This window comes from Pseudomonas sp. GYB4201 (assembly GCF_056312595.1).
The window spans coordinates 92,322-117,802 of record NZ_JBWGIG010000009.1 but is presented as its reverse complement, the minus strand read 5'-3'; the positions used below and the strand labels follow the sequence as shown (position 1 = coordinate 117,802).

23 protein-coding genes are annotated in these 25,481 nt (G+C 65.2%); 10 read left to right on the top strand and 13 right to left on the bottom strand.

The annotated features are described in order from the left end of the window. The first annotated feature begins 60 nt into the window (after positions 1 to 60). Together AC0Z2B_RS10980 and AC0Z2B_RS10975 are read left to right on the top strand one after the other, a co-directional pair. Positions 61 to 1,710, top strand: coding sequence for a GMC family oxidoreductase (locus AC0Z2B_RS10980; protein WP_476296629.1), 1,650 nt, complete (start codon positions 61 to 63; stop codon positions 1,708 to 1,710). Between the two features lie 96 nt (positions 1,711 to 1,806). Continuing rightward, positions 1,807 to 3,429, top strand: coding sequence for an MFS transporter (locus AC0Z2B_RS10975; protein ID WP_476296627.1), 1,623 nt, complete (start codon positions 1,807 to 1,809; stop codon positions 3,427 to 3,429). Between the two features lie 166 nt (positions 3,430 to 3,595). On the opposite strand, the gene AC0Z2B_RS10970 is transcribed toward AC0Z2B_RS10975, so the two are convergent. The 4 genes from AC0Z2B_RS10970 to glyQ form a co-directional block, all read right to left on the bottom strand. Continuing rightward, on the bottom strand, positions 3,596 to 4,369 hold the full coding sequence (locus tag AC0Z2B_RS10970) for a lysophospholipid acyltransferase family protein (RefSeq protein WP_476296625.1): 774 nt from the start codon (positions 4,367 to 4,369) through the stop codon (positions 3,596 to 3,598). Positions 4,370 to 4,481: 112 nt separating this feature from the next. After that, positions 4,482 to 5,015: a D-glycero-beta-D-manno-heptose 1,7-bisphosphate 7-phosphatase gene (gmhB, locus tag AC0Z2B_RS10965; protein ID WP_416421670.1), complete on the bottom strand. Its 534-nt coding sequence runs from the start codon at positions 5,013 to 5,015 to the stop codon at positions 4,482 to 4,484. Between the two features lie 3 nt (positions 5,016 to 5,018). Next, positions 5,019 to 7,073: a glycine--tRNA ligase subunit beta gene (gene glyS, locus AC0Z2B_RS10960; protein ID WP_416421671.1), complete on the bottom strand. Its 2,055-nt coding sequence runs from the start codon at positions 7,071 to 7,073 to the stop codon at positions 5,019 to 5,021. After that, a complete protein-coding gene (glyQ, locus tag AC0Z2B_RS10955; RefSeq protein WP_008367129.1) occupies positions 7,070 to 8,017 on the bottom strand; it encodes a glycine--tRNA ligase subunit alpha in 948 nt (315 codons plus the stop codon). The genes glyS and glyQ overlap by 4 nt, the downstream gene beginning before the upstream one ends. Before the next feature lie 82 nt (positions 8,018 to 8,099). Here glyQ and AC0Z2B_RS10950 point away from each other — a divergent pair, with 82 nt between their 5' ends. Then, complete coding sequence (locus tag AC0Z2B_RS10950) at positions 8,100 to 8,651, top strand: DNA-3-methyladenine glycosylase I (RefSeq protein WP_476296623.1); 552 nt, start codon at positions 8,100 to 8,102, stop codon at positions 8,649 to 8,651. Positions 8,652 to 8,689: 38 nt separating this feature from the next. Next, positions 8,690 to 9,577 (top strand): lysophospholipid acyltransferase, encoded by an 888-nt coding sequence (locus tag AC0Z2B_RS10945; RefSeq protein ID WP_476296621.1) that lies wholly within the window; start codon positions 8,690 to 8,692, stop codon positions 9,575 to 9,577. Positions 9,578 to 9,730: 153 nt separating this feature from the next. Here the strand turns inward: AC0Z2B_RS10945 and AC0Z2B_RS10940 are convergent, their stop codons facing one another. From AC0Z2B_RS10940 to def, 5 genes are read right to left on the bottom strand one after another with little or no spacing between them, the layout of a single operon-like run. Beyond that, positions 9,731 to 10,024: a tetratricopeptide repeat protein gene (locus tag AC0Z2B_RS10940; RefSeq protein ID WP_476296745.1), complete on the bottom strand. Its 294-nt coding sequence runs from the start codon at positions 10,022 to 10,024 to the stop codon at positions 9,731 to 9,733. A gap of 33 nt (positions 10,025 to 10,057) precedes the next feature. After that, positions 10,058 to 11,431: a Trk system potassium transporter TrkA gene (gene trkA / locus AC0Z2B_RS10935; RefSeq protein ID WP_416421674.1), complete on the bottom strand. Its 1,374-nt coding sequence runs from the start codon at positions 11,429 to 11,431 to the stop codon at positions 10,058 to 10,060. A gap of 12 nt (positions 11,432 to 11,443) precedes the next feature. Continuing rightward, positions 11,444 to 12,757, bottom strand: a complete 1,314-nt coding sequence (rsmB, locus tag AC0Z2B_RS10930) for a 16S rRNA (cytosine(967)-C(5))-methyltransferase RsmB (RefSeq protein WP_416421675.1) — start codon at positions 12,755 to 12,757, stop codon at positions 11,444 to 11,446. Further along, positions 12,754 to 13,692: a methionyl-tRNA formyltransferase gene (gene fmt, locus AC0Z2B_RS10925; protein WP_476296619.1), complete on the bottom strand. Its 939-nt coding sequence runs from the start codon at positions 13,690 to 13,692 to the stop codon at positions 12,754 to 12,756. The genes rsmB and fmt overlap by 4 nt, the downstream gene beginning before the upstream one ends. Before the next feature lie 58 nt (positions 13,693 to 13,750). Beyond that, positions 13,751 to 14,257, bottom strand: coding sequence for a peptide deformylase (def, locus tag AC0Z2B_RS10920; RefSeq protein WP_416421677.1), 507 nt, complete (start codon positions 14,255 to 14,257; stop codon positions 13,751 to 13,753). A gap of 150 nt (positions 14,258 to 14,407) precedes the next feature. On the opposite strand from def, the gene AC0Z2B_RS10915 reads away from it, so the two are divergent. From AC0Z2B_RS10915 to tsaC, 3 genes are all read left to right on the top strand, one after another. Continuing rightward, on the top strand, positions 14,408 to 15,433 hold the full coding sequence (locus AC0Z2B_RS10915; RefSeq protein ID WP_476296617.1) for a LysM peptidoglycan-binding domain-containing protein: 1,026 nt from the start codon (positions 14,408 to 14,410) through the stop codon (positions 15,431 to 15,433). Positions 15,434 to 15,523: 90 nt separating this feature from the next. Continuing rightward, positions 15,524 to 16,618: a DNA-processing protein DprA gene (gene dprA, locus AC0Z2B_RS10910; RefSeq protein ID WP_476296615.1), complete on the top strand. Its 1,095-nt coding sequence runs from the start codon at positions 15,524 to 15,526 to the stop codon at positions 16,616 to 16,618. A 36-nt stretch (positions 16,619 to 16,654) separates the two neighbouring features. Continuing rightward, positions 16,655 to 17,209, top strand: coding sequence for an L-threonylcarbamoyladenylate synthase type 1 TsaC (gene tsaC, locus AC0Z2B_RS10905; RefSeq protein WP_416421680.1), 555 nt, complete (start codon positions 16,655 to 16,657; stop codon positions 17,207 to 17,209). A gap of 103 nt (positions 17,210 to 17,312) precedes the next feature. Here tsaC and AC0Z2B_RS10900 read toward each other — a convergent pair whose 3' ends face one another. After that, positions 17,313 to 18,287, bottom strand: coding sequence for an NADPH:quinone reductase (locus AC0Z2B_RS10900; RefSeq protein WP_476296613.1), 975 nt, complete (start codon positions 18,285 to 18,287; stop codon positions 17,313 to 17,315). Between the two features lie 166 nt (positions 18,288 to 18,453). Here AC0Z2B_RS10900 and hemF point away from each other — a divergent pair, with 166 nt between their 5' ends. Further along, positions 18,454 to 19,368 carry an oxygen-dependent coproporphyrinogen oxidase gene (hemF, locus tag AC0Z2B_RS10895; RefSeq protein WP_416421682.1) on the top strand — a complete coding sequence of 305 codons (915 nt, stop codon included), beginning with the start codon at positions 18,454 to 18,456 and terminating at the stop codon, positions 19,366 to 19,368. A 54-nt stretch (positions 19,369 to 19,422) separates the two neighbouring features. Beyond that, positions 19,423 to 20,247 (top strand): shikimate dehydrogenase, encoded by an 825-nt coding sequence (gene aroE / locus AC0Z2B_RS10890; protein ID WP_416421683.1) that lies wholly within the window; start codon positions 19,423 to 19,425, stop codon positions 20,245 to 20,247. On the opposite strand, the gene AC0Z2B_RS10885 is transcribed toward aroE, so the two are convergent. The 3 genes from AC0Z2B_RS10885 to betC form a co-directional block, all read right to left on the bottom strand. After that, complete coding sequence (locus tag AC0Z2B_RS10885; RefSeq protein ID WP_476296611.1) at positions 20,244 to 21,812, bottom strand: SulP family inorganic anion transporter; 1,569 nt, start codon at positions 21,810 to 21,812, stop codon at positions 20,244 to 20,246. The genes aroE and AC0Z2B_RS10885 overlap by 4 nt on opposite strands. Before the next feature lie 121 nt (positions 21,813 to 21,933). Next, entirely contained in the window at positions 21,934 to 22,854 is a 921-nt protein-coding gene (gene choX, locus AC0Z2B_RS10880) for a choline ABC transporter substrate-binding protein (RefSeq protein WP_416421685.1), read from the bottom strand. Positions 22,855 to 22,871: 17 nt separating this feature from the next. Continuing rightward, entirely contained in the window at positions 22,872 to 24,392 is a 1,521-nt protein-coding gene (gene betC, locus AC0Z2B_RS10875; protein WP_476296610.1) for a choline-sulfatase, read from the bottom strand. A gap of 115 nt (positions 24,393 to 24,507) precedes the next feature. Between betC and AC0Z2B_RS10870 the strand changes: the two genes are divergently transcribed. Continuing rightward, complete coding sequence (locus AC0Z2B_RS10870) at positions 24,508 to 25,416, top strand: choline sulfate utilization transcriptional regulator (RefSeq protein ID WP_476296608.1); 909 nt, start codon at positions 24,508 to 24,510, stop codon at positions 25,414 to 25,416. Positions 25,417 to 25,481: the final 65 nt, after the last annotated feature.

Genomic DNA, 25,481 nt, shown 5'->3' with positions numbered 1-25,481 from the left:
TCTCGAAGCTAATCAATACCATGGGGGAAGACAAGAATAAAAATCGGTGCGAGGTTCCCCATGCCATCAGCCCCAAGCGCCTACGACTACGTGATAGTCGGCGCCGGCCCCGCAGGTTGCCTGCTGGCCAATCGGCTTTCTGCCGACCCCGCTGTGTCCGTCCTGCTGCTGGAAGCCGGCGGCCGCGACAACTACCCCTGGATTCACATCCCCGTCGGCTACCTGTTCTGCATCGGCAACCCGCGCACCGACTGGTGCTTCAAGACCCAGCCGCAGCCCGGTCTCGATGGCCGCGCCCTGAGTTATCCACGGGGCAAGGTGCTGGGCGGCTGCTCGTCCATCAACGGCATGATCTACATGCGTGGCCAGGCCAGCGACTACGACGGCTGGGCGGCCCAGGGCAACGCCGGCTGGGGCTGGCAGGACGTGCTGCCGCTGTTCCGCCAGAGCGAACAGCACTATGCCGGCGATTCCGCCGCCCATGGCGGCAAGGGCGAATGGCGCGTCGAGCTGCAGCGCTACCGCTGGCCGATTCTCGACGCCTTCCGCAGCGCGGCCGCCCAGTGCGGCGTGGAGAGCGTGGATGACTTCAACACCGGGGACAACCAGGGCTGTGGATATTTTCAGGTCAACCAGCGCTCGGGCATTCGCTGGAACTCTGCCAAGGCCTTCCTGCGGCCCGTGCTCAAGCGCGCCAACCTGACGGTGCTCACCGGCGTACAGGTGGACCGCCTGGCTGTGGATAACGGCCGGGCCACCGCGGTGCATGCCCGCCATGCAGGCTTGGCGCAGTTATACACAGCTCGCAAGGAGATACTGCTGTGCGCTGGGGCGATTGGCTCGCCGGGCATTCTCCAGCGTTCCGGCATCGGCCCGCGCCCGCTGCTCGAGCGCCTGGGGATAACGGTGCAGCACGAGCTGCCCGGCGTGGGCGGCAACCTGCAGGACCATCTGCAGCTGCGGCTGATCTACAAGGTCAGCAACACCCGTACTCTCAACCAGGTGGCCAACAGCCTGTGGGGCAAGTTCGGCATGGGCGTGCGCTACCTGTACGACCGCAGCGGGCCGCTGGCCATGGCGCCCAGCCAGCTGGGCGCGTTCATCAAGTCTGACCCGCAGCAGCCCAGCGCCAACCTCGAATACCATGTGCAGCCGCTGTCCCTGGACCGCTTCGGCGAGCCCTTGCACAGCTTCCCGGCGTTTACCGCCTCGGTGTGCAACCTGCGGCCCAAGAGCCGCGGGCGCGTGGATATCAGCTCGGCCAGCCCGGACGATGCGCCCATCATCGACCCCAACTACCTCAGCCACCCGGAAGACCTGCGCGTCGCCGCCCAGGCCATCCGGCTTACCCGGCGCATCGTCGACGCCCCTGCCCTGCGCATCTTCAGCCCCACCGAATACCTACCGGGGCCGCAGCTGGAAAGCGAAGAACAGCTGCAACAGGCGGCAAGTGCCATCGGCACGACTATATTTCATCCGGTGGGCACCTGCCGCATGGGCAACGGCCCCCAGGACGTAGTGGATGCCACCCTGCGCGTGCACGGTATCGAAGGCCTGCGCGTGGTGGATGCCTCGATCATGCCCGAGATAGTGTCAGGCAACACCTGCACTCCTACCTTGATGATCGCGGAAAAGGCCGCGCAGATGATTCTGCAAGGCACCCCGCGTGCGGAGGATAGAACCAGGCAAATTGCCCAGCCTGTCGCCTGACAGGCCGGGAACGGCGATGGCCGCCGCAGTCCGCGGCCATCGACAGTGGACAACAACAATAATCACTGTGCCCTCAGGGCGGGAAGGACCAAGACTATGGCGGACTACATACAGGGTCAGGGCGCGGGGGTCGTGCCGACTACAGCCAGCGAAGATCGCAAGATCATCTTTGCGTCGTCCCTGGGGACGGTGTTCGAGTGGTACGACTTTTTTCTGTACGGCGCCCTGGCGGCGGTCATCAGCAAGCAGTTCTTCGCCGGGGTCAATGAGACCACCGCCTTCATCTTCGCCTTGATGGCCTTCGCCGCAGGTTTCCTGGTGCGCCCGTTCGGGGCGCTGGTGTTCGGCCGGCTTGGGGACATGATCGGCCGCAAGTACACCTTCCTCATGACCATCGTGCTGATGGGCCTGTCCACCTTCGCCGTCGGGCTGTTGCCCACCTACGCCAGCATCGGCATCGCCGCGCCCATCATCCTGGTGTGCCTGCGCATGCTCCAGGGGCTGGCGCTGGGGGGTGAATACGGTGGCGCCGCCACCTACGTGGCTGAACACGCACCAAAAGACAAACGTGGCCTGCACACCGGCTGGATTCAGTCCACGGCCACCCTGGGGCTGTTGCTGTCGCTGCTGGTGGTGCTGGGTTGCCGCTACCTGACCGGCGACGCCTTCGAGACCTGGGGCTGGCGCCTGCCCTTCCTGCTGTCGATCATCCTGCTGGGCGTCTCCACCTGGATACGCATGAGCCTGCACGAATCGCCGACCTTCGCCCGCATGAAGGCCGAAGGCAAGGCCAGCAAATCGCCCATCAAGGAGTCGTTCGGCTCCTGGCAGAACCTCAAGATCGTCTTCACGGCCCTGTTCAGCATCAACGCCGGGCAGGCGGTGACCTTCTACTGCGCGCAGTTCTACGTGCTGTTCTTCATGACCCAGATGCTGAAGATGGACCCCAACCAGGCCAACAGCCTGCTGATCATCAGCGTGATCATTGGCGCACCGTTCTTCGTGATCTGCGGCTGGCTGTCCGACCGCATCGGCCGCAAGCCGATCCTGATGACCGGCCTGCTGCTGGCCACCGTGCTGTACTTCCCGCTGTTCAAGGCCCTGAGCCACTACGCCAACCCGCAGATCGACCAGGCCAGCCGCCAGGCGCCGATCACCGTGATGGCCGACCCCAAGGGCTGCACCTTCCAGTTCGACCCGGTGGGCAAGGCACGCTTCGACAGCCCCTGCGACAAGGTCAAGACGTTCCTGGTGAAGCAGGGCCTACCCTACTCGTCCGCGCCGGCCGATGCGGCGAGCCCGGTGGTGGTGACCATCGGTGACAAGCGCATCGACGGCTACGACGAAGCCGCCATGCGCGCCGCCGTGACGGCCGCTGGCTACCCGGCGAAAGCCGACCCCAGCCTGGTGAACCAGCCCATGGTGGTGCTGCTGATCGTGGCCATGATCCTGATCGCCACCATGACCTACGGGCCACTGGCGGCGGTGATGGTCGAACTGTTCCCCACGCGCATCCGCTATACCTCGCTGTCGCTGCCCTACCACATCGGCAACGGCTGGTTCGGCGGGTTCCTGCCCACGGTGTCGTTCGCGCTGGTGGTGTACACCGGGGATATCTTCTACGGGCTCTGGTACCCAGTGCTGGTGACGGGCGTGAGCCTGATAGTGGGGATTTTCTGCCTCAAGGAAACCCGCGGCGTGGACCTGGACAAGGTGTAAACCACAGGCATGAAAAAACCGGCGATCAACGCCGGTTTTTTTATGCCTCGAAAAACTTATGCACGTTTTGCATTGCGCCATCGCGTGTCGAAATAAGCTTTTAAATTAATCACTTACGAACGCTTTTGGGAAAATATCAAAATACTGTACACAAGTTATCCACAGATCAGCCGACGGCCGGCGTGTCTTTGACTTCCGGGTTTTCCGGCAGCGAACCCAGCGTCCGCTGGGTGGCTTCGTTCCACGCCGCCACGCGGTCGTTCAGCTCGGCAATGGCCCGCGGCCCGGTGCCGTTGGCGTACATCGGCTCGCCAATCACCACCTCGATGGTCCCGGCGCGCTTGCCCCAGCCTTCCTTGGGCCAGAACTTGCCGGCGTTGTGGGCAATGGGCAATACCGGCAGCTCGGCGTTCACCGCCAGGGCCGAGCCGCTGCGCGAGAACTTGCCGATCTGGCCGAATGGCACGCGGGTGCCCTCGGGGAAAATCAGCACCCAGACGTTGTCCTTCAGCAGCTCGTCGCCCTTGCTGGCAACGACCTTGAGGGCCGCCTTGGGGTTGTCGCGGTCAATGGCGATAGGCCGCAGCATGGCCATCGCCCAGCCGAAGAACGGCACGTACAGCAGTTCGCGCTTGAGCACCTGGCTCAAGGGCTGGAAATAGGCAGAGAGGAAAAAGGTTTCCCATGTGCTCTGGTGGTTGGAGACGATCACGCAGCGTTGCGCCGGCACGTGCTCGGCACCGGTGACCTTCACCTGGATGTTGAGGATGGTGCGGGTCAGGAACAGCGCGCAGCGGCACCAGTACACGTTGATGAAACGGTAGCGGGCCGGAAACTTGAGAAAGGGAGCAACGAAGAAGCTCAGGGTGCACCACAGCAGCGAGCTGGTGCCCAACAGCAAGTAGAAGACGAAAATGCGGATCGCCTGCAGTATCGACATAGCGGCTTGTACCGTTGCGGGCGAACCCGCCTGTTAGAAGCGCGCCTTCGAATCGACCCAAGCCTGCCGCGCCATCCGGTGGTGCGGCAGTGTTCAGGGATTCAACGGCGCCCTAGGTGTGGATAAGTGCTCTGGCTACAGCAGCCAGATCATCGAAAATCAGCGTCCCCTCGGGCAAGCCCTTGTCCAGGGTCTTGCAGCCTTTTCCGGTTTTCACCAGAACAGGCTGAGAGTCGACGGCCAACGCAGCCTCCAGGTCACCCTTGCTGTCACCCACGAACCACACACCGGCCAGGTCGGCCTGGTAGTGCGCGGCGATGGCCTGCAGCATGCCCGGGCGCGGTTTGCGGCAGGCGCAACCCTCGTCCGGACCATGGGGACAATAGACGATCAGCCCGACTTCGCCACCCTGCTCCGCCACCAGCGTGCGCAGGCGCGCATGCATGGCGTCGAGGGTGGCCAGGTCGTAGTAACCGCGGGCAATGCCCGACTGGTTGGTTGCCACGGCAACCGTCCAGCCGGCCTTGCTCAACTGCGCGATGGCGTCGATGGACCCGGGGATGGGCATCCATTCCTGCACCGACTTGATGTAGGCGTCGGAGTCTTCATTGATGACTCCGTCGCGGTCCAGTATCACCAGCTTCAAGGCTTACCCCAGCAGCGAAATGTCGGCAACGCCCAGGAACAGCCCACGCAGGCGCGACAGCAAGGCGTAGCGGTTGGCGCGTACCTTGGCGTCTTCGGCGTTGACCATCACGGCTTCGAAGAACGCATCCACCGGTTCGCGCAGGGCGGCCAGGCGGGTGAGCGCTTCGTTGTACTGGCGGGCAGCTGCCATCGGTTGCACGGCCTGGTCGGCCTGCTGGATGGCCGAGTACAGCGAGAACTCGTGGGCGTTGTCGAAGTACTTGGGCTCCACGGTAGTGGCGATCGAGCCTTCGGCCTTGCCCAGCAGGTTCGACACGCGCTTGTTCACCGCGGCCAGGGCAGCGGCTTCCGGCAGCTTGCGGAAGGCCTGCACGGCCTGCACGCGCTGGTCGAAGTCCAGTGCCGAACCCGGGTTCAGGGCACGTACCGACAGGTAGGTGGCGACGTCGGTGCCTTCGTCTTCGTAACGCGCACGCAGGCGGTCGAAGATGAATTCCAGCACCTGGCCAGCCAGGCCGGCGGCCTTGACGTTGGCACCGAACGCAGACACGGCGAAGGCCACGGCCTTGTCCAGGTCCAGGTCCAGCTGCTTCTCGATCAGGATACGCAGCACGCCCAGGGCGGCACGGCGCAGCGCGTACGGGTCCTTGCTGCCGGTAGGCAGCATGCCGATGCCGAAGATGCCGACCAGGGTGTCCAGCTTGTCGGCGATGGCCACGGCGGCACCGGTGAGGGTGCTTGGCAGCTCGGCGCCAGCGCCACGCGGCATGTACTGCTCGTTCAGGGCCAGGGCGACGTCGTCGGGCTCACCGTCGTTCAGGGCGTAGTAGTAACCGGCCACGCCTTGCATTTCGGGGAACTCGCCGACCATCTCGGTGGCCAGGTCGCACTTGGACAGCAGGCCGGCACGGGCGGCGCGCTGGGCGTCGCCGCCGATCAGCGGGGCGATGAAGGCGGCGAGCTTGGAAACGCGCACAGCCTTGTCGTAGACGCTGCCCAACTGGGCCTGGAACACCACGTTCTGCAGGCGCTCGTTGAAGCTTTCCAGCGGCTGCTTCTTGTCCTGCTTGAAGAAGAACTCGGCGTCGGTCAGGCGGGGGCGCACGACTTTCTCGTTGCCCAGCACGATCTGGCTCGGGTCCTTGCTCTCGACGTTGGCCACGGTGATGAAGCGCGGCAGCAGCTTGCCGTCCACGTCCAGCAGGCAGAAGTACTTCTGGTTGTCCTGCATGGTGGTGATCAGGGCTTCCTGGGGCACTTCCAGGAAACGCTCCTCGAACGAGCACACCAGCGGCACTGGCCATTCGACCAGGGCGGTCACTTCGTCCAGCAGGGCCGGCGGCACGATGGCGGTGCCTTCCTGCTGCATGGCCAGCTCGGCGGTGCGCTTGCTGATCAGTTCACGACGCTCGCCGGCGTCGGCCAGCACGTAGGCCTTGCGCAGGTCTTCGGCGTAGTTGGCCGGGGCGCTGATGCGCACGTTTTCCGGGTGGTGGAAGCGGTGGCCACGCGATTCACGGCCGGCTTTCTGGGCCAGGATGGTGCAATCCACCACCTGGTCGCCCAGCAGCATCACCAGCCACTGGGTCGGGCGCACGAACTCGACCTTGCGGGCACCCCAGCGCATGCGCTTGGGAATCGGCAGGTCGTTGAGCGAGTCTTCGACGATGGTCGGCAGCAGCGAGGCAGTCGGCTTGCCGACGATGCGCTGGCTGAAACGCAGCTTCGGGCCGCTCTGGTCGATTTCGGCCAGGTCTACACCGCACTTCTTGGCGAAGCCCAGGGCCGCCTGGGTAGGGTTGCCTTCGGCGTCGAAGGCGGCCTGGCGTGGCGGGCCGTCGAGGTTGATGCTGCGGTCAGGCTGCTGGGTGTCCAGGCCGCTGATCAGCACGGCCAGGCGACGCGGCGCGGCGTAGACCTTCTTGGCGGTGAAGTTCAGGCCGGCGGCCTGCAGGCCTTTCTCGATACCGCCCAGGAACGCATCGCCCAGGGTGTTCAGGGCTTTTGGCGGCAGCTCTTCGGTGCCCAGTTCAACCAGGAAATCTTGAGCACTCATTGTGCAGCCTCCAGCTTAGCCAACACTTCATCACGCAGATCAGGGGACGCCATGGGGAAGCCCAGCTTGGCGCGGGCTTGCAGGTAGCTTTGCGCCACGGCGCGGGCCAGGGTGCGCACGCGCAGGATGTACTGCTGGCGGGCGGTGACCGAGATCGCGCGGCGGGCATCGAGCAGGTTGAAGGTGTGCGACGCTTTCAGGACCATTTCGTAGGTCGGCAGCGGCAGCTCCAGCTCGATCAGGCGGTTGGCCTCGCTTTCGTAGAAGTCGAACAGTTCGAACAGCTTCTCGACGTTGGCGTGCTCGAAGTTGTAGGTCGACTGCTCCACTTCGTTCTGGTGGAACACGTCGCCATAGGTGACCTTGCCGAACGGGCCGTCGGTCCACACCAGGTCATAGACCGAGTCCACGCCCTGCAGGTACATGGCCAGGCGTTCCAGGCCGTAGGTGATTTCGCCGGTGACCGGGTAGCACTCGATGCCGCCTACCTGCTGGAAGTAGGTGAACTGGGTGACTTCCATGCCGTTCAGCCAGATTTCCCAGCCCAGGCCCCAGGCGCCCAGGGTCGGCGATTCCCAGTTGTCTTCGACGAAGCGGATATCGTGGACCAGCGGGTCCAGGCCGATGTGCTTCAGCGAGCCCAGGTACAGCTCCTGGAAGTTCTCCGGGTTTGGCTTCAGGACCACCTGGAACTGGTAGTAGTGCTGCAGGCGGTTGGGGTTTTCACCGTAGCGGCCGTCACCAGGACGACGGCTTGGCTGCACGTAGGCAGCGTTCCAGGTTTCCGGGCCGACGGCGCGCAGGAACGTGGCGGTATGGAAAGTGCCGGCGCCTACTTCCATATCGTAGGGCTGAAGCACCACACAACCTTGCTCGGCCCAGTATTGCTGGAGCGCGAGGATCAAGTCTTGGAAGGTACGCACGGCTGGCGTAGGCTGGCTCACGAAATTCACCTGTTTCTAGGGCTGCGAATATAAAGAGCGGGAGTATACCCCGATTCGCCCTGACCTCTACCCATGGAGCCTTATGCCACGCTGCTTTTGGTGCTCGGATGAGCCGATCTACCAGGCTTATCACGACGAAGAATGGGGGGTTGAGCTGCGTGACCCCGGTCGTCTGTTCGAATTGCTGCTGCTGGAAGGCTGCCAGGCCGGCCTGTCGTGGATCACCGTGCTGAAAAAGCGCGAGCACTACCGCCAGGTGATGTTCGGCTTCGACCCGCAGCGGCTGGCGCGCATGACCGACGCCGAGGTGGAAGAGCGCATGCTCGACCCCGGCATCATCCGCAACCGCCTGAAAATCAAGGCCGCGCGGCAGAACGCCCAGGCCTGGCTGAAGCTTGAAGACCCCGTGGCGCTGCTGTGGTCGTTCGTCGGCGGCAAGCCGCGTATCAACCATTTCCCCGATCGCAGCCACATTCCCACGCAGACGCCGGAAGCCGAAGCCATGAGCAAGGCGCTGAAGAAAGCCGGGTTCACCTTCGTCGGGCCGACCATCTGCTACGCCTTCATGCAGGCCTCGGGCATGGTCATGGACCACACCCAGGATTGTGATCGCTACGCCGCTTTGTGCCGCTGACGGTTACAATGGCGCCTTGCTGAAGAAAGGAGTGGGCTGTGGATAAGTTCAAAGGCGCCCTGATGGTCGGGGCCCTGCGGTTGTTTGCGATGCTGCCGTGGCGCGCGGTCGAGGCCGTGGGCTCGGCCATTGGCTGGCTGACCTGGAAGCTGCCGAACCGGTCGCGGGAAATCGTGCGCATCAACCTGGCCAAGTGTTTCCCCGAGCTGGACCCCGTCGCGCGCGAGCGCCTGGTGGGCCAGAGCATGATGGACATCGGCAAGAGCCTGACCGAGAGCGCCTGCGCCTGGATCTGGCCGGCCGAGAAGTCGCTGAAGCTGGTGCGTGAAGTGCAGGGGCTGGAAATCCTCGAGCAGGCCCTGGCCTCGGGCAAGGGCGTGGTCGGCATCACCAGCCACCTGGGCAACTGGGAAGTGCTGAACCACTTCTACTGCATGCAGTGCAAGCCGATCATCTTCTACCGCCCGCCCAAGCTCAAGGCAGTGGACGAACTGCTGCAGAAGCAGCGCGTGCAGTTGGGCAACCGAGTGGCGGCGTCCACCAAGGAAGGCATCCTCAGCGTCATCAAGGAAGTGCGCAAGGGCGGCCAGGTGGGTATTCCGGCCGACCCGGAGCCGGCGGAATCGGCGGGTGTGTTCGTGCCGTTCCTGGGCACCCAGGCGCTGACCAGCAAGTTCGTGCCCAACATGCTCGCCGGCGGCAAGGCCGTGGGCGTGTTCCTGCACGCGCTGCGCCTGCCTGATGGTTCGGGCTTCAAGGTGATCCTGGAAGCAGCGCCGGAGGCCATGTACAGCACTGACACCGAGACCTCGGTGGCGGCCATGAGCGAAGTGATTGCGCGTTATGTGCGGGCGTATCCGAGCCAGTACATGTGGAGCATGAAGCGCTTCAAGAAGCGCCCTGCCGGCGAGGCGCGCTGGTACTGACGATCAGTGGCGACGCGGATTCCCTGTAGCCGCTGCCGAAGGCTGCGCTGGCTCTGAACCACACTGAAGATCTTCAGCGTACTCGGGGGCCAGCGCAGCCTGGCGGCAGCGGCTACAGAGACCGTGGCTTCAGCTGGAGCAGGCAGGTTGTTGCTAAGGCGCCATGCGATCGAGCTTTTTCAGAAACACCGTCATTTCCTTCTCGGCCTGCTTGTCGCCATGGGCCTGCGCCGCCGTAATCCCCCGCTGCCACGCCGCCCGCGCGGCGGCCACGTCGCCCTGCCCCTGCAGCGCCTTGCCCAGCAGCTTCCACGCCGCCGAATACTTGGGGTCTTGCTCAACGCAACGGGCCAGGTGCTCCGCCGCCTTGGCATGTTCGCCCAGGTCCAGGTAACCCTTGCCCAGGCCAAAGCGCAGCAGCGAGTTATCCACACCCTTGGCCAGCATCTTCTCCAGTGATTCGAGCACGCGACAATCCTTCTAGAAGAAACTCAAGCCCACGTGGAACAGCTTCTCCACGTCACGAATGTACTTTTTATCCACAACGAACAGGATCACATGGTCACCCGCCTCGATCACCGTGGTGCCGCGGGCGATGATCACCTGCTCGTCGCGGATGATGGCGCCGATGGTGGTGCCTGACGGCAGCGCGATGTTCTCGATGGCCCGGCCCACTACCTTGCTCGACTTGGCGTCGCCATGGGCCACCGCTTCGATGGCCTCGGCGGCGCCGCGGCGCAGGGAGTGCACGCTGACAATGTCGCCGCGGCGCACGTGGGCCAGCAGCGTGCCGATGGTGGCCAGTTGCGGGCTGATGGCGATGTCGATTTCGCCGCCCTGCACCAGGTCCACGTAGGCGGGGTTGTTGATCAGGGTCATCACCTTGCGCGCGCCCAGGCGCTTGGCCAGCAGCGACGACATGATATTGGCCTCGTCATCGTTGGTCAGGGCCAGGAAAATGTCGGCCTGGGCGATGTTCTCCTCCACCATCAGGTCGCGGTCCGAGGCACTGCCCTGCAGGATGACCGTGCTGTTGAGGGTGTCGGACAGGTGCCGGCAGCGCGCCGGGTTCATTTCGATGATCTTTACCTGGTAGCGGCTTTCGATGGCCTCGGCCAGCCGCTCGCCGATCTGCCCGCCGCCGGCGATCACCACGCGCTTGTTGCTCTCGTCCACGCCGCGCAGCTCGCCCATCACCGCGCGAATGTCCTCGCGGGCGGCAATGAAGAACACCTCGTCATCGGCCTCTACCACGGTGTCGCCGCGCGGCAGGATCGCCCGGTCACGGCGGAAGATCGCCGCCACGCGGGTCTCGACGTTGGGCATGTGCTGGCGAATCTGCCGCAGTTGCTGGCCCACCAGCGGGCCGCCGTGGAAGGCTTTCACCGCCACCAGTTGCGCCTTGCCGTCGGCGAAGTCGATGACCTGCAGGGCGCCGGGAATCTCGATCAGGCGCTTGATGTAGTGGGTGACCACCTGTTCCGGGCTGATCAGCACGTCCACCGGGATGGCTTCGTTGGCGAACAGCGCGTCGCGGGTCAGGTAGGCCGCCGCGCGCACCCGGGCGATCTTGGTGGGGGTGTGGTACAGCGTGTGGGCCACCTGGCAGGCGACCATGTTGGTCTCGTCGCTGTTGGTTACCGCCACCAGCATGTCGGCGTCTTCGGCGCCGGCTTTCAGCAGTACCGTGGGGAACGAGGCGTGGCCCTGCACCGTGCGGATGTCCAGGCGGTCGCCCAGGCTGCGCAGGCGCTCGCCGTCGGTGTCCACCACGGTGATGTCGTTGGCCTCGCCCGCCAGGTGCTCGGCCAGGGTGCCGCCGACCTGGCCGGCACCCAGGATGATGATTTTCATCCGCTACTCCTGTCAGCTCGCGCGCTGGGCGGCGATCTTGATCAGCTTGGCATAGTAGAAACCGTCGTGGCCGCCTTCCTGGGCCAGCAGCTGGCGGCCGTGGGGCTGCTTGATACCGGCCGTGGTCGCCAGGTCCAGCTCGCGGGCGCCAGGGGTACGGGCCAGGAAGGCCTCGATGACCTCGGTGTTTTCCGTGGGCAGCGTCGAGCAAGTGGCGTATAGCAGCACGCCGCCCACTTCCAGGGTTGGCCACAGGGCGTCCAGCAGCTCGCCTTGCAGCGTGGCCAGGGCCTGGATGTCATCGGGCTGGCGGGTGAGCTTGATGTCCGGGTGGCGGCGGATCACGCCGGTGGCCGAGCACGGGGCGTCGAGCAGGATGCGGTTGAAGCTCTGCTTGTCCCACCACTGGGCCGTATCGCGGGCATCGCAGGCGATCAGCTGGGCGTCGAGGCCCAGGCGGTCGAGGTTTTCGCGCACGCGCACCAGGCGCTTGGCTTCCAGGTCGATGGCCACCACGCCTTTCAGCGCAGGTTCGGCTTCCAGCAGGTGGCAAGTCTTGCCACCGGGTGCGCAGCAGGCGTCGAGCACGCGCTGGCCGGGGGCCAGGTCGAGCAGGTCGGCGGCCAACTGCGCGGCCTCGTCCTGCACGCTGATCCAGCCGTCGGCAAAGCCGGGCAGGTCGCGCACGTCGCAGGCCTGCTCCAGCACGATGCCGTCGCGGCTGAACTGGCAGGCGCTGGCGCTGACTTCGGCCTGCTCGAGCAGCTTCAAGTAGGCGTCGCGGCTGTGGTGGCGGCGGTTCACCCGCAAAATCATCGGCGGGTGAGCGTTGTTGGCGGCGCAGATGGCTTCCCATTGCTCGGGCCAGAAGGCCTTCAGCGATTTCTGCAGCCAGCGTGGGTGCGCGGTGCGCACTACCGGGTCGCGTTCCATTTCTGCCAGCAGGTCGTTGCCCTCGCGCTGGGCGCGGCGCAGCACGGCGTTGAGCAGGGCCTTGGCCCACGGCTTCTTGAGCTTGTCGGCGCAGCCCACGGTTTCGCCGATGGCGGCGTGGGCCGGCACGCGGCTGTAGAACAGCTGGTACAGGCCCACCAGCATCAGCGCCTCGACGTCGGCGTCGGCGGCCTTGAACGGCTTTTGCAGCAGCTTCTCCGCCAAAGCAGACAAGCGCGGCTGCCAGCGTGCGGTGCCGAAGGCCAGGTCCTGGGTGAAGCCGCGGTCGCGGGCTTCCACCTTGTCCAGTTGCAGCGGCAGCGAGCTGTTCAGCGAGGCCTTGCCGCTGAGGACAGCGGCAAGGGCGCGGGCGGCGGCGAGACGCGGGTTCATTGGCCCAGCACCGCGCCAACGGCGAATTTCTCGCGGCGGCTGTTGAACAGGTCACTGAAGTTCAGCGGCTTGCCGCCGGGGAACTGCAGGCGGGTCAGGCACAGGGCCTGGTCGCCGCAGGCCACCACCAGGCCGTCCTTGCTGGCGCCCAGGATGGTGCCGGGCGCGCCCTGCCCTTCGCAGGTAGTGGCGGCCAGCACTTTCACGGCTTCGCCGTTCAGGGTGCTGTGACAGATGGGCCACGGGAAGAAGGCGCGTACCAGGCGCTCCAGCACTTCGGCCGGTTGGCTCCAGTCGATGCGGGCCTCGTCCTTGTTCAGCTTGTGGGCGTAGGTGGCCAGGGCGTCGTCCTGCACCTCGCCTTGCAGCGTGCCGGCGGCCAGGCCGGCGATGGCTTCGATCACGGCCGGCGGGCCCATCTGCGCCAGGCGGTCGTGCAGGCTGCCGCCGGTATCCTCGGCGCTGATCGGGGTGCTGACCTTGAGCAGCATCGGCCCGGTGTCCAGGCCCGCTTCCATGCGCATCACGGTCACGCCGCTTGCGGCGTCGCCGGCCTGCACCGCACGCTGGATCGGCGCGGCACCGCGCCAGCGCGGCAGCAGCGAGGCGTGGCTGTTGATGCAGCCCAGGCGTGGGATATCCAGCACTACCTGGGGCAGGATCAGGCCGTAGGCCACCACTACCATCAGGTCGGGCTTGAGCGCGGCCAGTTCGGCCTGGGCGTCTTCGTTGCGCAGGGTGGGCGGTTGCAGCACGGGGATGCCGTGCTCCAGCGCCAGCTGTTTCACCGGGCTAGGCATCAGTTTCTGGCCGCGGCCGGCCGGGCGGTCCGGTTGGGTGTACACGGCGACCACTTCATAAGGGCTGGCCAGCAGGGCCTTGAGGTGTTCGGCGGCAAATTCGGGCGTGCCCGCGAAAACGATGCGCATGCTCATGGATTACTCGCTGGAAAAGAAAAAGGCTTGCCGTGGCAAGCCTTTGGAATGTGAGGGGTCAAGCTTGCTGGCGGTGGGCTTTTTCCAGCTTCTTCTTGATCCGGTCACGCTTGAGCGTAGACAGGTAATCGACGAAGAGCTTGCCGTTGAGGTGGTCGCACTCGTGCTGGATGCACACGGCCAGCAGGCCTTCGGCGATCAGCTCGTAGGCCTTGCCGTCACGGTCCAGGGCCTTGATCTTGACGCGCTGCGGGCGGTCTACGTTTTCGTAGAAGCCGGGCACCGACAGGCAGCCTTCCTGGTATTGGCCCATTTCGTCCGTCAGGGACTCGAACTCGGGGTTGATGAACACCATGGGGGCGCTGCGATCTTCGCTCAGGTCCATGACCACCACGCGCTTGTGCACGTTGACCTGGGTGGCCGCCAGCCCGATGCCAGGCGCTTCGTACATGGTTTCAAACATGTCATCGACCAACTGGCGAACTTCGTCATCCACCACGGCCACGGGCTTGGCGATGGTACGCAGACGCGAGTCTGGAAATTCGAGGATGTTTAAAATAGCCATATGCGTATTTGCTGCACTGTGAGGTAAAGTCAAAGGTAGCAGCCGCGCAAGGTGCTTGGGGGCGGTCTGCCTGTCAAACGTTCTCCCAGGGAGAGAAGGGCCGCGTGGGCTGCGTTTCACGTGAACGTACATAATAAAGGGATTCACGGCATGAGGAAATCACTACTCGCCCTGCTGCTCATGGCGTGCGCCGGCCTGGCCAACGCCGATGTGCAGCTCAAGGACGGTTATCCACAGCGCTACACTGTGGTTCAGGGCGACACACTTTGGGACATTTCCGCCAAATTCCTGCGCCAGCCGTGGCAGTGGCCGCAGATCTGGCACGCCAACCCGCAAATCGCCAACCCTGACCTGATCTACCCCGGTGATTCGCTGGTGCTGAGCTACGTCAACGGCCAGCCGCAGCTGATGCTGGAGCGCGGTGCGTCGCGCGGCACCATCAAGCTGTCGCCGCACATCCGCAGCACGCCGGTGGCCGAGGCCATCCCGAGCATCCCGCTGCAGTCGATCAACGCCTTCCTGCTCAGCAACCGCATTCTCGACAGCAGCGAGGCGTTCGACAGCGCGCCCTACATCGTCGCTGGCCAGGGCGAGCGAGTGGTCAGCGGCATGGGCGACCGCATCTATGCGCGCGGCAGCTTCGACCCGGCCCATGCCTCCTACGGTATTTTCCGCAAGGGCAAGGTCTACACCGACCCGGTCACCCACGAGCAGCTGGGCGTGAACGCCGACAACATGGGCGGCGGCGAAGTAGTGGCTACCGAGGGCGACATTGCCACCATCAACCTGCAGCGCTCCAGCGAGGAAGTGCGCCTGGGCGACCGCCTGTTCGTCAGCGAGGAACGGCCGGTGAACTCCACCTTCCTGCCCAGCGCGCCGAGCCGGCAGATCAGCGGCACCATCGTGGATGTACCACGGGGTGTTACACAGATCGGCAAGTATGACGTGGTCACCCTGGACCGCGGCAACCGCGACGGGCTCAAGGAAGGCAACGTCCTGGCCATCTACAAGACCGGTGAAACCGTACGCGACCGGGTGACCGGCGAGCAGGTGAAAATCCCCGACGAGCGGGCTGGCCTGCTGATGGTGTTCCGCACTTATGAAAAGCTCAGCTATGGTTTAGTGCTCAACGCCAATCGCTCCCTGGCAGTGATGGACAAGGTGAGAAATCCCTAGCCCGTCGGGAAAGTTGTCAAACAGTTACCAACAGAGTTATCCACAGCTTTTGCCTGCCGCTGTACAGGGGCCTGAATCAAGGATGATCAGATGCCGCTCTTTGCCAACGATGCACTTCCCATGGATGAACTGGAGGCGCGGTTGCGCCTCCATCGCTTGACCGACACCGGGCCAAAACGCTTCCACCAGTTGTTCGAAGCCTTCGGTTCGGCAGCCGAGGCGCTGCGGGCGCCGCTATCGGCCTGGCGGGCGCTGGGCATGACCGCGGCCGCTTGCGACGCCCGTGCCAGCCCTGCGGTAAAAGCCGGCGGCAAGGCCGCAATGGCCTGGCTAGAGCGCCCGGGCCAGCATTTGCTGATGTTTGACGACCCTGGCTACCCTGCGCTGCTGGCCGAAACCAGTGGCGCACCGCCGCTGCTGTTCGTTGCCGGTGACCCCACCATCCTGGAAAAACCGCAGCTGGCCATCGTCGGTAGCCGGCGTGCATCGCGCCCTGGCCTGGACACCGCCGCGGCCTTCTCGCGCAGCCTGGCCAAGGCCGGTTTCGTCATCACCAGTGGCCTCGCCGCCGGCGTGGATGGTGCCGCTCACCAGGCCGCCCTGGACGTTGGCGGCCACACAATCGGTGTGTTGGGCACAGGTATCGAAAAACTTTATCCACAGCGGCACAAGGCACTCGCGGCGCGGATGGCTGCCGAGGGCAGCGCGGTGGTTTCCGAGTTCCCACTGGACGCCGAGCCCATCCCCGCCAACTTCCCGCGGCGCAACCGCATCATCAGCGGCTTGTCCCTTGGCGTGCTGGTGGTGGAGGCCAGCCTGGCCAGCGGTTCGCTGATTACCGCACGCCTGGCCAACGAGCAGGGCCGCGAGGTGTACGCCATTCCCGGCTCCATCCATCACCCGGGGGCCAAGGGCTGCCACCAGTTGATCCGCGATGGCGCGCAGCTGGTGGAGACCGTGGAACACATTCTCGAGCCCCTGCGCGGCTGGCAGCGGGTGGCCCTGCCGGCGCCACTGGTGGACCACCCGCTGCTGGCGCTGTTGCACGCGGCGCCGCAAAGCAGCGAGGCACTGATGCGTTCCAGCGCCTGGCCGCTGCCCAAGCTGCTGGAGGCGCTCACCGAGCTGGAGCTTGAGGGGCGCGTGGTCAACGAGGCCGGGCGTTGGTTTGCGCGCTCCAGCTAAGTACACTGCTCACAGCATTCAAGCGGAGTAACAGTGATGGTGAGCAGTTGGCGTGTGCAACAAGCCGCGCGTGAAGTGAAGGCAGGCGCGGTAATTGCCTATCCAACCGAAGCGGTTTGGGGTCTGGGCTGTAACCCGTGGGACGCGGAAGCGGTCTATCGGTTGCTGGCGATCAAGTCACGGCCTGTGGATAAGGGCCTGATCCTGGTAGCGGACAACATCCGCCAGTTCGATTTCCTCTTCGAGGATTTCCCCGAGATCTGGCTGGACCGCATGGCCAGCACCTGGCCGGGCCCCAACACCTGGCTGGTGCCGCACCAGGGCCTGCTGCCCGAGTGGATCACCGGCAAGCACAACAGCGTGGCGATTCGTGTCAGCGACCACCCGCTGGTGCGTGAGCTGTGTTCGCTGGTGGGGCCGATCGTGTCGACCTCCGCCAACCCGACCGGGCGGCCGCCAGCCATGAACCGCCTGCGCATCGAGCAGTATTTCCGTGGCCAGGTGGACCTGGTGCTGAACGGTGAACTGGGCGGGCGCAAGAACCCCAGCGTCATCCGCGACCTGGTGACCGGCGACGTGATCCGCCCGTAACGCTGGCCGTAAACACCCCGTCGTAGCAGCGGCCGAAGGCCGCGTCAGGCCCAACGCGGTGCCTGGGACGCGGCCTGCGGCCGCTGCTACGGTGCGTGTGGCGTTATGGCAGCAGAATGGTCGAACCCATGGTGCGCCGCGCCGACAGCTCGGTCTGCGCCTTCGCCGCTTCGGCCAGTGGGTAACGCTGGCTGATCTCCACGTCCAGCTTGCCGCTGGTGATCATCCCGAACAGCTCGTCGGCCATGGCCTGCAGGGTGCTGGCGGTGGCGTAGGTGCCCAGCGTCGGGCGGGTCACGTACAGCGAGCCCTTGGACGCCAGGACACCCAGGTTGACGCCGCTGACCGCGCCCGAGGCGTTGCCGAAGCTGACCACCAGACCGCGCGGTTCCACGCAGTCCAGCGAGGTTTCCCAGGTGTCCTTGCCGACGCCGTCGTACACCACCTGGCATTTCTTGCCATCGGTCAGCTCAAGCACGCGCTTGGTCACGTCTTCGCGGCTGTAGTCGATGGTTTCCCAGGCACCCAGGGCCTTGGCCCGCGCGGCTTTTTCCGGCGAGCTGACGGTGCCGATCAGCCGGGCGCCGATGGCTTTGGCCCACTGGCAGGCCAGGGAGCCGACACCGCCGGCGGCGGCGTGGAACAGAATGGTTTCGTCACGTTTCAGTTCATAGGTCTGGCGGAACAGGTACTGCACGGTCAGGCCCTTGAGCATCACCGCGGCGGCCTGTTCGAAGCTAATGGCCTCCGGCAGCTTCACCAGCACGGCGGCCGGCAGGGTGTGCACTTCGCTATAAGCGCCCAGCGGGCCGCCGGCGTAGGCCACGCGGTCGCCGACCTTCACCGAGGTCACTTCGCTGCCCACCGCCTCTACCACGCCCGCACCTTCGGTGCCCTGCCCCGACGGCAGGGACGGCACCGGGTACAGGCCGCTGCGGTAGTAAGTGTCGATGTAGTTCAGGCCGATGGCCTTGTTGCGTACCCGAACTTCCTGCGGGCCCGGCTCGGCTGGCTGGAAGTCGACGAATTCGAGGACTTCCGGACCACCGTTAGTGCTGAACTGAATACGTTTGGCCATCTGCAATCTCCTGAAACAGGCATGGAAAGCCCCTATCGGACGCCTTTGTAACCGCGCCGTCAACCGCTCAAAGTGGGCCGCGGGTGCTATGCTACGCGCCGAATTTGCTCTCGGGCGGCGGTAATCCCCAGCGCTGCCCGGCCTTTGCCCGTTACAAGGTGATGCCATGACTACCCGCACCGAAGCCGTAAAAGCCTACCTGCTCGACCTGCAAGAGCGGATCTGCAGCGCCCTTGAAACTGAAGACGGTGGCGCCCGTTTTGTCGAGGACGCGTGGAACCGCGCCGCCGGTGGCGGCGGCCGCACCCGGGTGATCGAGAACGGCACGGTGATCGAGAAAGGCGGGGTCAACTTCTCCCACGTCTTCGGCAGCGGCCTGCCGCCGTCGGCTAGCGCCCACCGCCCGGAACTGGCGGGCCGTGGCTTCGAAGCCCTGGGTGTGTCTCTGGTGATCCACCCGCACAACCCCCACGTGCCGACGTCCCACGCCAACGTGCGCTTCTTCATTGCCGAGAAGGAAGGCGAGGAAGCGGTGTGGTGGTTCGGTGGCGGCTTCGACCTGACGCCCTACTACGCCAACGAAGACGACTGCATTCACTGGCACCGCGTGGCCGAGCGCGCCTGCGCGCCGTTTGGCGAAGACGTGTACCCGCGCTACAAGGCCTGGTGCGACCGCTATTTCCATATCAAGCACCGCAACGAACCGCGCGGCGTGGGCGGCCTGTTCTTCGACGACTTGAACGAGTGGGACTTCGACACCAGCTTCGCCTTCATGCGCGCCATCGGCGACGCCTACCTGGAGGCGTACCTGCCCATCGTGCAGCGCCGCAAGGCCATGGCCTACACCCAGCAGCAGCGTGAATTCCAGGAGTTCCGCCGTGGCCGCTACGTGGAATTCAACCTGGTGTACGACCGTGGCACCCTGTTCGGCCTGCAGTCGGGCGGCCGCACCGAGTCGATCCTGATGTCGCTGCCGCCGCAAGTGCGCTGGGGCTACGATTGGAAGGCGGCGCCGGGCAGCGAAGAAGCGCGCCTCACCGACTACTTCCTCACCGACCGCGACTGGCTCGGCCAGGCCTGACGGCCGCTGTGGATAACCTATTATTTGCCTGCCCTTGAATTAGGAACTGCCTGCATGGACCGTTACGTCGTCTTCGGTAACCCGATTGGCCACAGCAAGTCGCCCGCCATCCACCGCCTGTTTGCCGAGCAGACCGGCCAGGCCATGGAATACGGCGCGCGGCTGGCGCCGCTGGATGACTTTGCCGGCAACGCCCTGGAGTTTTTCCAGGACGGCCTGGGCGCCAACGTGACGCTGCCGTTCAAGGAAGACGCCTTCCGCCTGTGCAGCGTGCTCACCCCCCGCGCCCAGCGCGCCGGCGCGGTGAACATGCTCACGCGCCTGCCCGACGGCACCCTGCGCGGCGACAACACCGACGGCGTGGGGCTGGTGCGCGACCTGCTGAACAACGCCGGTGTCACCCTCAAGGGCAAGCGCATTTTGCTGCTGGGCGCCGGTGGCGCGGTACGCGGCGTGGTGGAATCGCTGCTGGAACAGCAGCCGGTGTCACTGGTCATCGCCAACCGCACCGTGGACAAGGCCGAGTTGCTGGCGCAGATCTTCGCCGGCCTGGGCCCGGTGGCCGCCAGCGGTTTCGACTGGCTGGAAGAGCCGGTGGACGTGATCATCAACGCCACCTCGGCGAGCCTTGCCGGTGACCTGCCGCCGATCAAGAGCAGCCTGATCCAGCCGGGCGTCACCGTGTGCTACGACATGATGTACGGCAAGGAGCCCACGCCGTTCTGCCGCTGGGCCGCCGAGCACGGCGCCGCCCAGGCCCTGGATGGCTTCGGCATGCTGGTGGAACAGGCCGCGGAGGCCTTCACCTACTGGCGTGGCGTGACCCCGGACTCGAAGACGGTGATGGCCACCCTGCGCCAGGAAATGGCCGCCGGCTAACCTTCGAACTGGATGGGGCAGTTGGCCGCCCCTTCCAGCTTGTGCAGCTCCTCGATCACCTGCGCCCGTGCGTGGCGCAGGGTCAGGCTGCGGGCCTGGGCGCGCAGCCGCCGCGCTTCCTGGTGCAGCATCTCCACCCCCGAATAATCGATGAAGTTGATCTGCTGCGCGTCGATCACCACGCGCTGGCCCTGCGCGCGCTGCAGCCGTACCTGCAGGTAATGGCTGGCGCCGAAGAAGATCGAACCGCCTACGCGCAGCACTTCCTCGTCGCCGTCGCGCCACTGCTGCACCCGCGGTTGCGAGGTGCGCTTGAGGTAGAAGAACAGCGATGCCAGCACCCCGGCGTAGATGGCCGTCTGCAGCTCCAGCAGCAGGGTCGCCAGGCACGTCAGCGCCATCACCACGAACTCCGAGCGGCTGACCCGGAACAGCGCGCGAATGCCGCGGTGGTCCACCAGCCCCCAGCTGATCAGCAGAATGCTGCCGGCCATGGCGGCAATGGGAATCTGCGCGATCAGCTGCGCGCCGGTCACCGCGAATAGCGCCACCCATAGCGCCGAGAACACCCCCGCCAGCGGCGAGCAGGCGCCGGCTTCATAGCTGAGCCCGGAGCGGGTGAACGAGCCTGCCGACAGCGAGCCGGAGAAGAATGCACCGATGACGTTCGACAGGCCCTGGGCGCGAACTTCCTGGTTGGCGTCGAGCAACTGTTGCGAACGTGTGGCGATCGAGCGGGCAATCGACAGGCTGGTCACCAGCCCCAGCATGCCCACGGCCACGGCGCTGGGCAGCAGCCGCAGCACCAACGCCGGGTCCGTGGGCAGCGGGCTGAACGGCGGCAGCTGGCCGACGAATTCGCTGACCCGGCGCACGTGGCCGAACATCCCCGGCCACAGCCACGCCAGCAGGCTGCCGCTGACCAAGGCAATCAGCAGGGTCGGCCAGCGCGGCACCAGCGCCTTGAGCACCAGGCCCAGCACCAGGGTGAACAACCCCAGCAGCAGCGACGGCTGGTCCACTTCGGCCAGGTGCTGGAACAGGTTGCCGAGGCTGGCCAGCGCGGTCGCCTGGCTGCTGAGCTCGATGCCCAGCAGGCTTGGCAGCTGGCCGATGGCAATGACAATGGCGGCGCCGAGGGTGAAGCCCAGCACCACCGAATGGGAGACAAAATTCACCAGCGCGCCGAAGCGCAGCATGCCCAGCAGCCACTGGAAAATGCCGGCGAGGAAGGTCAGCAGCAGGATCAGCGTCACGTAGTCCTGGGTGGCCGGCACCGCCAGCGGGCTGACGCTGGCGTACAGCACGATGGAAATGGCCGCCGTGGGCCCGCAGATCAGGTGCCACGACGAGCCCCACAGGCACGCGATCAGCACCGGGATGATGGCTGCGTACAGGCCGTATTCCGGCGGCAGGCCGGCGATCAGCGCGTAGGCGATGGACTGCGGCAACGCCAGGATCGCGCCGCTCAGGCCCACCACCAGGTCACGGCTGACGCTGGCGCGGGTCTGGCGTGGGAGCCAGGCCAGGAAGGGCAGGATTTTTTCCAGTCTGGAGCGCTGCATTGATTCCTCTTGTTGCCAACCCCGTAGCCGCTGCCGCAGGCTGCGCTGGCCTTCGGGTACGCTGGGGATCTTCAGTGAAGCGAAGGGCCAGCGCAGCCTTCGGCAGCGGCTACGGGGCCGGTTAAAGCTTGGCTTTCACGGCGGGCAGCGCGTCCTGCCCGTCCACGGTCTTCACGCCGTCCAGCCACTTGTCCAGCACCGTGGGGTTGGCCTTGATCCACTTCTTCGCCGCGTCCGGGTAGCTGGCCTTGGTCTTCACCACGTCGGCCATGATGCTGTTCTCCATGTCCTGGGTAAAGGTCAGATTGCCCAGCAGCTTGGCGACGTTCGGGCACGCCTGTGCATAACTCTTGCGGGTCAGGGTGTAGACGCTGCCGCTGGCGCCGAAGTACGCCTCGCCGCCGCTCAGGTAGTGCATCTTGATCTCGACGTTCATCGGGTGCGGCGTCCAGCCCAGGAACACGATGAAGCGCTGCTTATCCACAGCCCGGCGCACTTCCGACAGCATCGCCTGCTCGCTGGATTCCACCAGTTTCCATTGGCCCAGGTCGAACTCGTTCTTCTTGATGATCTGCTGGATCGACAAGTTCGCCGGCGCACCGGAGCCAATGCCGTAGATCTTGCCGCCGAACTTGTCGGCGTATTTGTTCAGGTCGGCGAAGCTGTGCACGCCGGCGTCCCACACGTAGTCCGGCACCGCCAGGGTGAACTCTGTGCCTTCCAGGTTCTTGGCGTACTGGGTGACGTCGCCGGTGGCCACGAACTTGTCGTAGAAACCCTGTTGCGCCGGCATCCAGTTGCCGAGGAAGACATCCACCTTGCCGTCTTTCAAGCCGCCGTAGGCGATGGGCACCGCCAGGCTGTCGACCTTGGCCTTGTAGCCCATGCCATCCAGCAGCAGACCGGTGATGGCGTTGGTGGAGGCGATATCGCTCCAGCCGGGGTCGGCCATCTGCACCGTGCTGCAGCTTTGCTCATCGGCCAGTGCCTGCAGGCTGGCCACGGCCAGCAACGCGGATACCACCACTGTGGATAACTTCATCGGCTTCCCCTCATCGATTATTGATCTTGGCAGGGTTGTGGATAACGGGCCTTGCGCTCCAGGTCATCGAGGTCGATGTGGTTGCGCATGTACTGCTGGCTGGCGTCCACCCACGGCTGGTGGTCCCAGCTCTTCAGCGTGCCCAGGCTCAGGGCCTGGGCCACCAGGCGGCGCCGGCGCTGGCTGGCCAGCACCTGTTGGCGTATGGCCGCCACGTCCCACTTGGCGCGCGCCTCGGCCAGCAGCGCGGCGAACAGCGTCGCGTGTTGCGGCGATTGGCTCAGGTCCTCGCGTTCGTGCGGGTCATGGCGCACGTCGAAGAGTAGGCAAGGGTCGTCCTCGCTGTAGATAAATTTGAAGTCGCCGCGGCGAATCATCATCAACGGGCCCACCGTGCCTTCGGCCATGTACTCGCCGAACACCTCGTCGTGGCCGCCCTGGCCTTGCAGGTGGCTCACCAGCGAGCGGCCGTCCAGCGGCAAGCGCGAGTCGACTTCACCGCCGGCCAGTTCCACCAGGGTGGGCAGCAAGTCGGCGGTGGAGACTGCCGCGCTCACCCGCCCGGCCTGGAACTGCCCCGGTGCACAGACCAGCAGCGGCACCCGCGCCGACATCTCGAACCAGTGCATCTTGTACCAGAGCCCGCGCTCGCCGAGCATGTCGCCGTGGTCGCCGGAGAAGACGATGATGGTGTCCTCGGCCAGGCCGGTTTCCTCCAGCGTCTCCAGCAGCTTGCCGACGTTGCTGTCGATGTAGCTGCAGGCGCCGAAATAGGCGCGGCGGGCTTCACGAATCTTGTCCACGGGCAGCGGCTTGTCCCACAGGTCATACACCTTCAGCAGGCGCTGGGAGTGCGGGTCCAGTTCCGCCTGGCCCGGCACGTTGGCCGGCAGCGGAATGTCCTCGTCGCGGTACAGGTCCCAGAAGCGCTTGGGAATGGTGTAGGGGTCGTGGGGATGGGTCATGGATACGGTCAGGCAAAACGGCTGTTCGCCGTCCTCACGTACGTGGTCGTAAAGATACTGTTGGGCCTTGAACACCACCTCTTCATCGAAATCCAGCTGGTTGGTGCGCACGCACGGCCCGGCCTGCAGCACCGAGGACATGTTGTGGTACCAACTGGGGCGCACGTCAGGTTCATCCCAGTTCACCGCCCAGCCGTAGTCGGCGGGGTAGATGTCGCTGGTCAGGCGCTCTTCGTAGCCATGCAGCTGGTCCGGGCCGCAGAAATGCATCTTCCCCGACAACGCCGTGCGGTAGCCCAGGCGGCGCAGGTAGTGGGCATAGGTGGGCACGTCGGCGGGGAAATCGGCGGCGTTGTCGTAGGCGCCGATTTTGCTGGGCAACTGGCCGCTCACCAGGGTGAAGCGCGACGGCGCACACAATGGGCTGTTGCAGTAAGCGGCGTCGAACACCACGCCGCTGGCCGCCAGGCGGCTCAGGTGGGGCAGCTTGATCGGCGAGTTTTCGGCATAGAAGGGCAACAGCGGCGCGGCCATCTGATCGGCCATGATGAAGAGAATATTCTTGCGCTTCATGGGTGGGCGGCATTCCATAGTGTTGAATTATGCGAAAGTGCTTCCAACCGAGCATGCGACCGCGCTGCCATGCGGTAAAGCCCACGTCAGGCAATGCCTAGGATAAGCCCAGCTAATGTTTGATAGCCTCGCCGATCTGTCCCTCGACCTGCTGCGCGCCTTTGAATGCGCCGCCCGACAGCGCAGCTTCACCGCCGCTGCGGCCGAACTGGGCACCACCCAGCCTGCCGTCAGCCAGCAGATCAAGCGCCTGGAAGAGCAATTGGCCACGCGCCTGTTCGACCGCATCTACCGCGGCATCGAACTGACCGACGCCGGCCGCAGCCTGTTCGATGCGGTGCAGGCCGGTTTCGGCCAGATCGACGATGCCCTGGCCGCCCTCACCGCCCAGCCCCAGCACGAGGTGCTGCAGGTGGCCACCGACTTCGCCTTCGCCGCCTACTGGCTGATGCCGCGCCTGCACCGCTTCCACCAGGCCCACCCCCATGTCGATGTCAGCCTGGTGACCAGCGAACGCAGCCACGCCATGCTGCGCAGCGACATCGACGTCGCCGTGCTGTTCGGCGACGGCCGCTTCAAACAGGGCGACAGCCACTGGCTGTTCGCCGAAGAAGTCTTCCCCGTGTGCAGCCCGCGCCTGCTTGAAAACCAGGTCACCCCCCTGCCCGCCCAAGCCCTGCTCGACCTGCCGCTGCTGCACCTGCGCGGCGAAAGCACCACCCACTGGTTCAACTGGACCACTTTGTTCCGCCAGCTGCACATCCCCAGCGCCCCTGCCCCGGGCCAACTGCGGTTCGACAACTACACCCTGCTGATCCAGGCCGCCATCGCTGGCCAGGGCGTGGCCATCGGCTGGCGCCACCTGGTGGACGCGTTGATCGAGCAGGGCCTGCTGTGCCGGCCCATCGCTGCAACGGCCAGTTCGGCGCTGGGGTATTACGTGGTGGTGCCGCAACGGAAACGGCGGGGGGAGATGGTGGGGCGGTTTGTGGAGTGGTTGATGGCTGAGCAGCTGTCCTCGTAGAACCGGAATCGTCCTACGTTGATGTCGGAGGCGGGACTACTTACGGATGCGAAATCGTCTCATAT

Excerpts from the sequence above, each read along its gene's own strand:
- AC0Z2B_RS10980 (WP_476296629.1), top strand. The coding sequence starts at position 61 with ATGCCATCAGCCCCAAGCGCCTACGACTACGTGATAGTCGGCGCCGGC.
- AC0Z2B_RS10975 (WP_476296627.1), top strand. The coding sequence starts at position 1,807 with ATGGCGGACTACATACAGGGTCAGGGCGCGGGGGTCGTGCCGACTACA.
- AC0Z2B_RS10970 (WP_476296625.1), bottom strand. The coding sequence starts at position 4,369 with ATGTCGATACTGCAGGCGATCCGCATTTTCGTCTTCTACTTGCTGTTG.
- glyS (WP_416421671.1), bottom strand. The coding sequence starts at position 7,073 with ATGAGTGCTCAAGATTTCCTGGTTGAACTGGGCACCGAAGAGCTGCCG.
- AC0Z2B_RS10950 (WP_476296623.1), top strand. The coding sequence starts at position 8,100 with ATGCCACGCTGCTTTTGGTGCTCGGATGAGCCGATCTACCAGGCTTAT.
- AC0Z2B_RS10940 (WP_476296745.1), bottom strand. The coding sequence starts at position 10,024 with ATGCTGGCCAAGGGTGTGGATAACTCGCTGCTGCGCTTTGGCCTGGGC.
- trkA (WP_416421674.1), bottom strand. The coding sequence starts at position 11,431 with ATGAAAATCATCATCCTGGGTGCCGGCCAGGTCGGCGGCACCCTGGCC.
- rsmB (WP_416421675.1), bottom strand. The coding sequence starts at position 12,757 with ATGAACCCGCGTCTCGCCGCCGCCCGCGCCCTTGCCGCTGTCCTCAGC.
- fmt (WP_476296619.1), bottom strand. The coding sequence starts at position 13,692 with ATGAGCATGCGCATCGTTTTCGCGGGCACGCCCGAATTTGCCGCCGAA.
- def (WP_416421677.1), bottom strand. The coding sequence starts at position 14,257 with ATGGCTATTTTAAACATCCTCGAATTTCCAGACTCGCGTCTGCGTACC.
- AC0Z2B_RS10915 (WP_476296617.1), top strand. The coding sequence starts at position 14,408 with ATGAGGAAATCACTACTCGCCCTGCTGCTCATGGCGTGCGCCGGCCTG.
- dprA (WP_476296615.1), top strand. The coding sequence starts at position 15,524 with ATGCCGCTCTTTGCCAACGATGCACTTCCCATGGATGAACTGGAGGCG.
- tsaC (WP_416421680.1), top strand. The coding sequence starts at position 16,655 with ATGGTGAGCAGTTGGCGTGTGCAACAAGCCGCGCGTGAAGTGAAGGCA.
- AC0Z2B_RS10900 (WP_476296613.1), bottom strand. The coding sequence starts at position 18,287 with ATGGCCAAACGTATTCAGTTCAGCACTAACGGTGGTCCGGAAGTCCTC.
- hemF (WP_416421682.1), top strand. The coding sequence starts at position 18,454 with ATGACTACCCGCACCGAAGCCGTAAAAGCCTACCTGCTCGACCTGCAA.
- aroE (WP_416421683.1), top strand. The coding sequence starts at position 19,423 with ATGGACCGTTACGTCGTCTTCGGTAACCCGATTGGCCACAGCAAGTCG.
- AC0Z2B_RS10885 (WP_476296611.1), bottom strand. The coding sequence starts at position 21,812 with ATGCAGCGCTCCAGACTGGAAAAAATCCTGCCCTTCCTGGCCTGGCTC.
- choX (WP_416421685.1), bottom strand. The coding sequence starts at position 22,854 with ATGAAGTTATCCACAGTGGTGGTATCCGCGTTGCTGGCCGTGGCCAGC.
- betC (WP_476296610.1), bottom strand. The coding sequence starts at position 24,392 with ATGAAGCGCAAGAATATTCTCTTCATCATGGCCGATCAGATGGCCGCG.
- AC0Z2B_RS10870 (WP_476296608.1), top strand. The coding sequence starts at position 24,508 with ATGTTTGATAGCCTCGCCGATCTGTCCCTCGACCTGCTGCGCGCCTTT.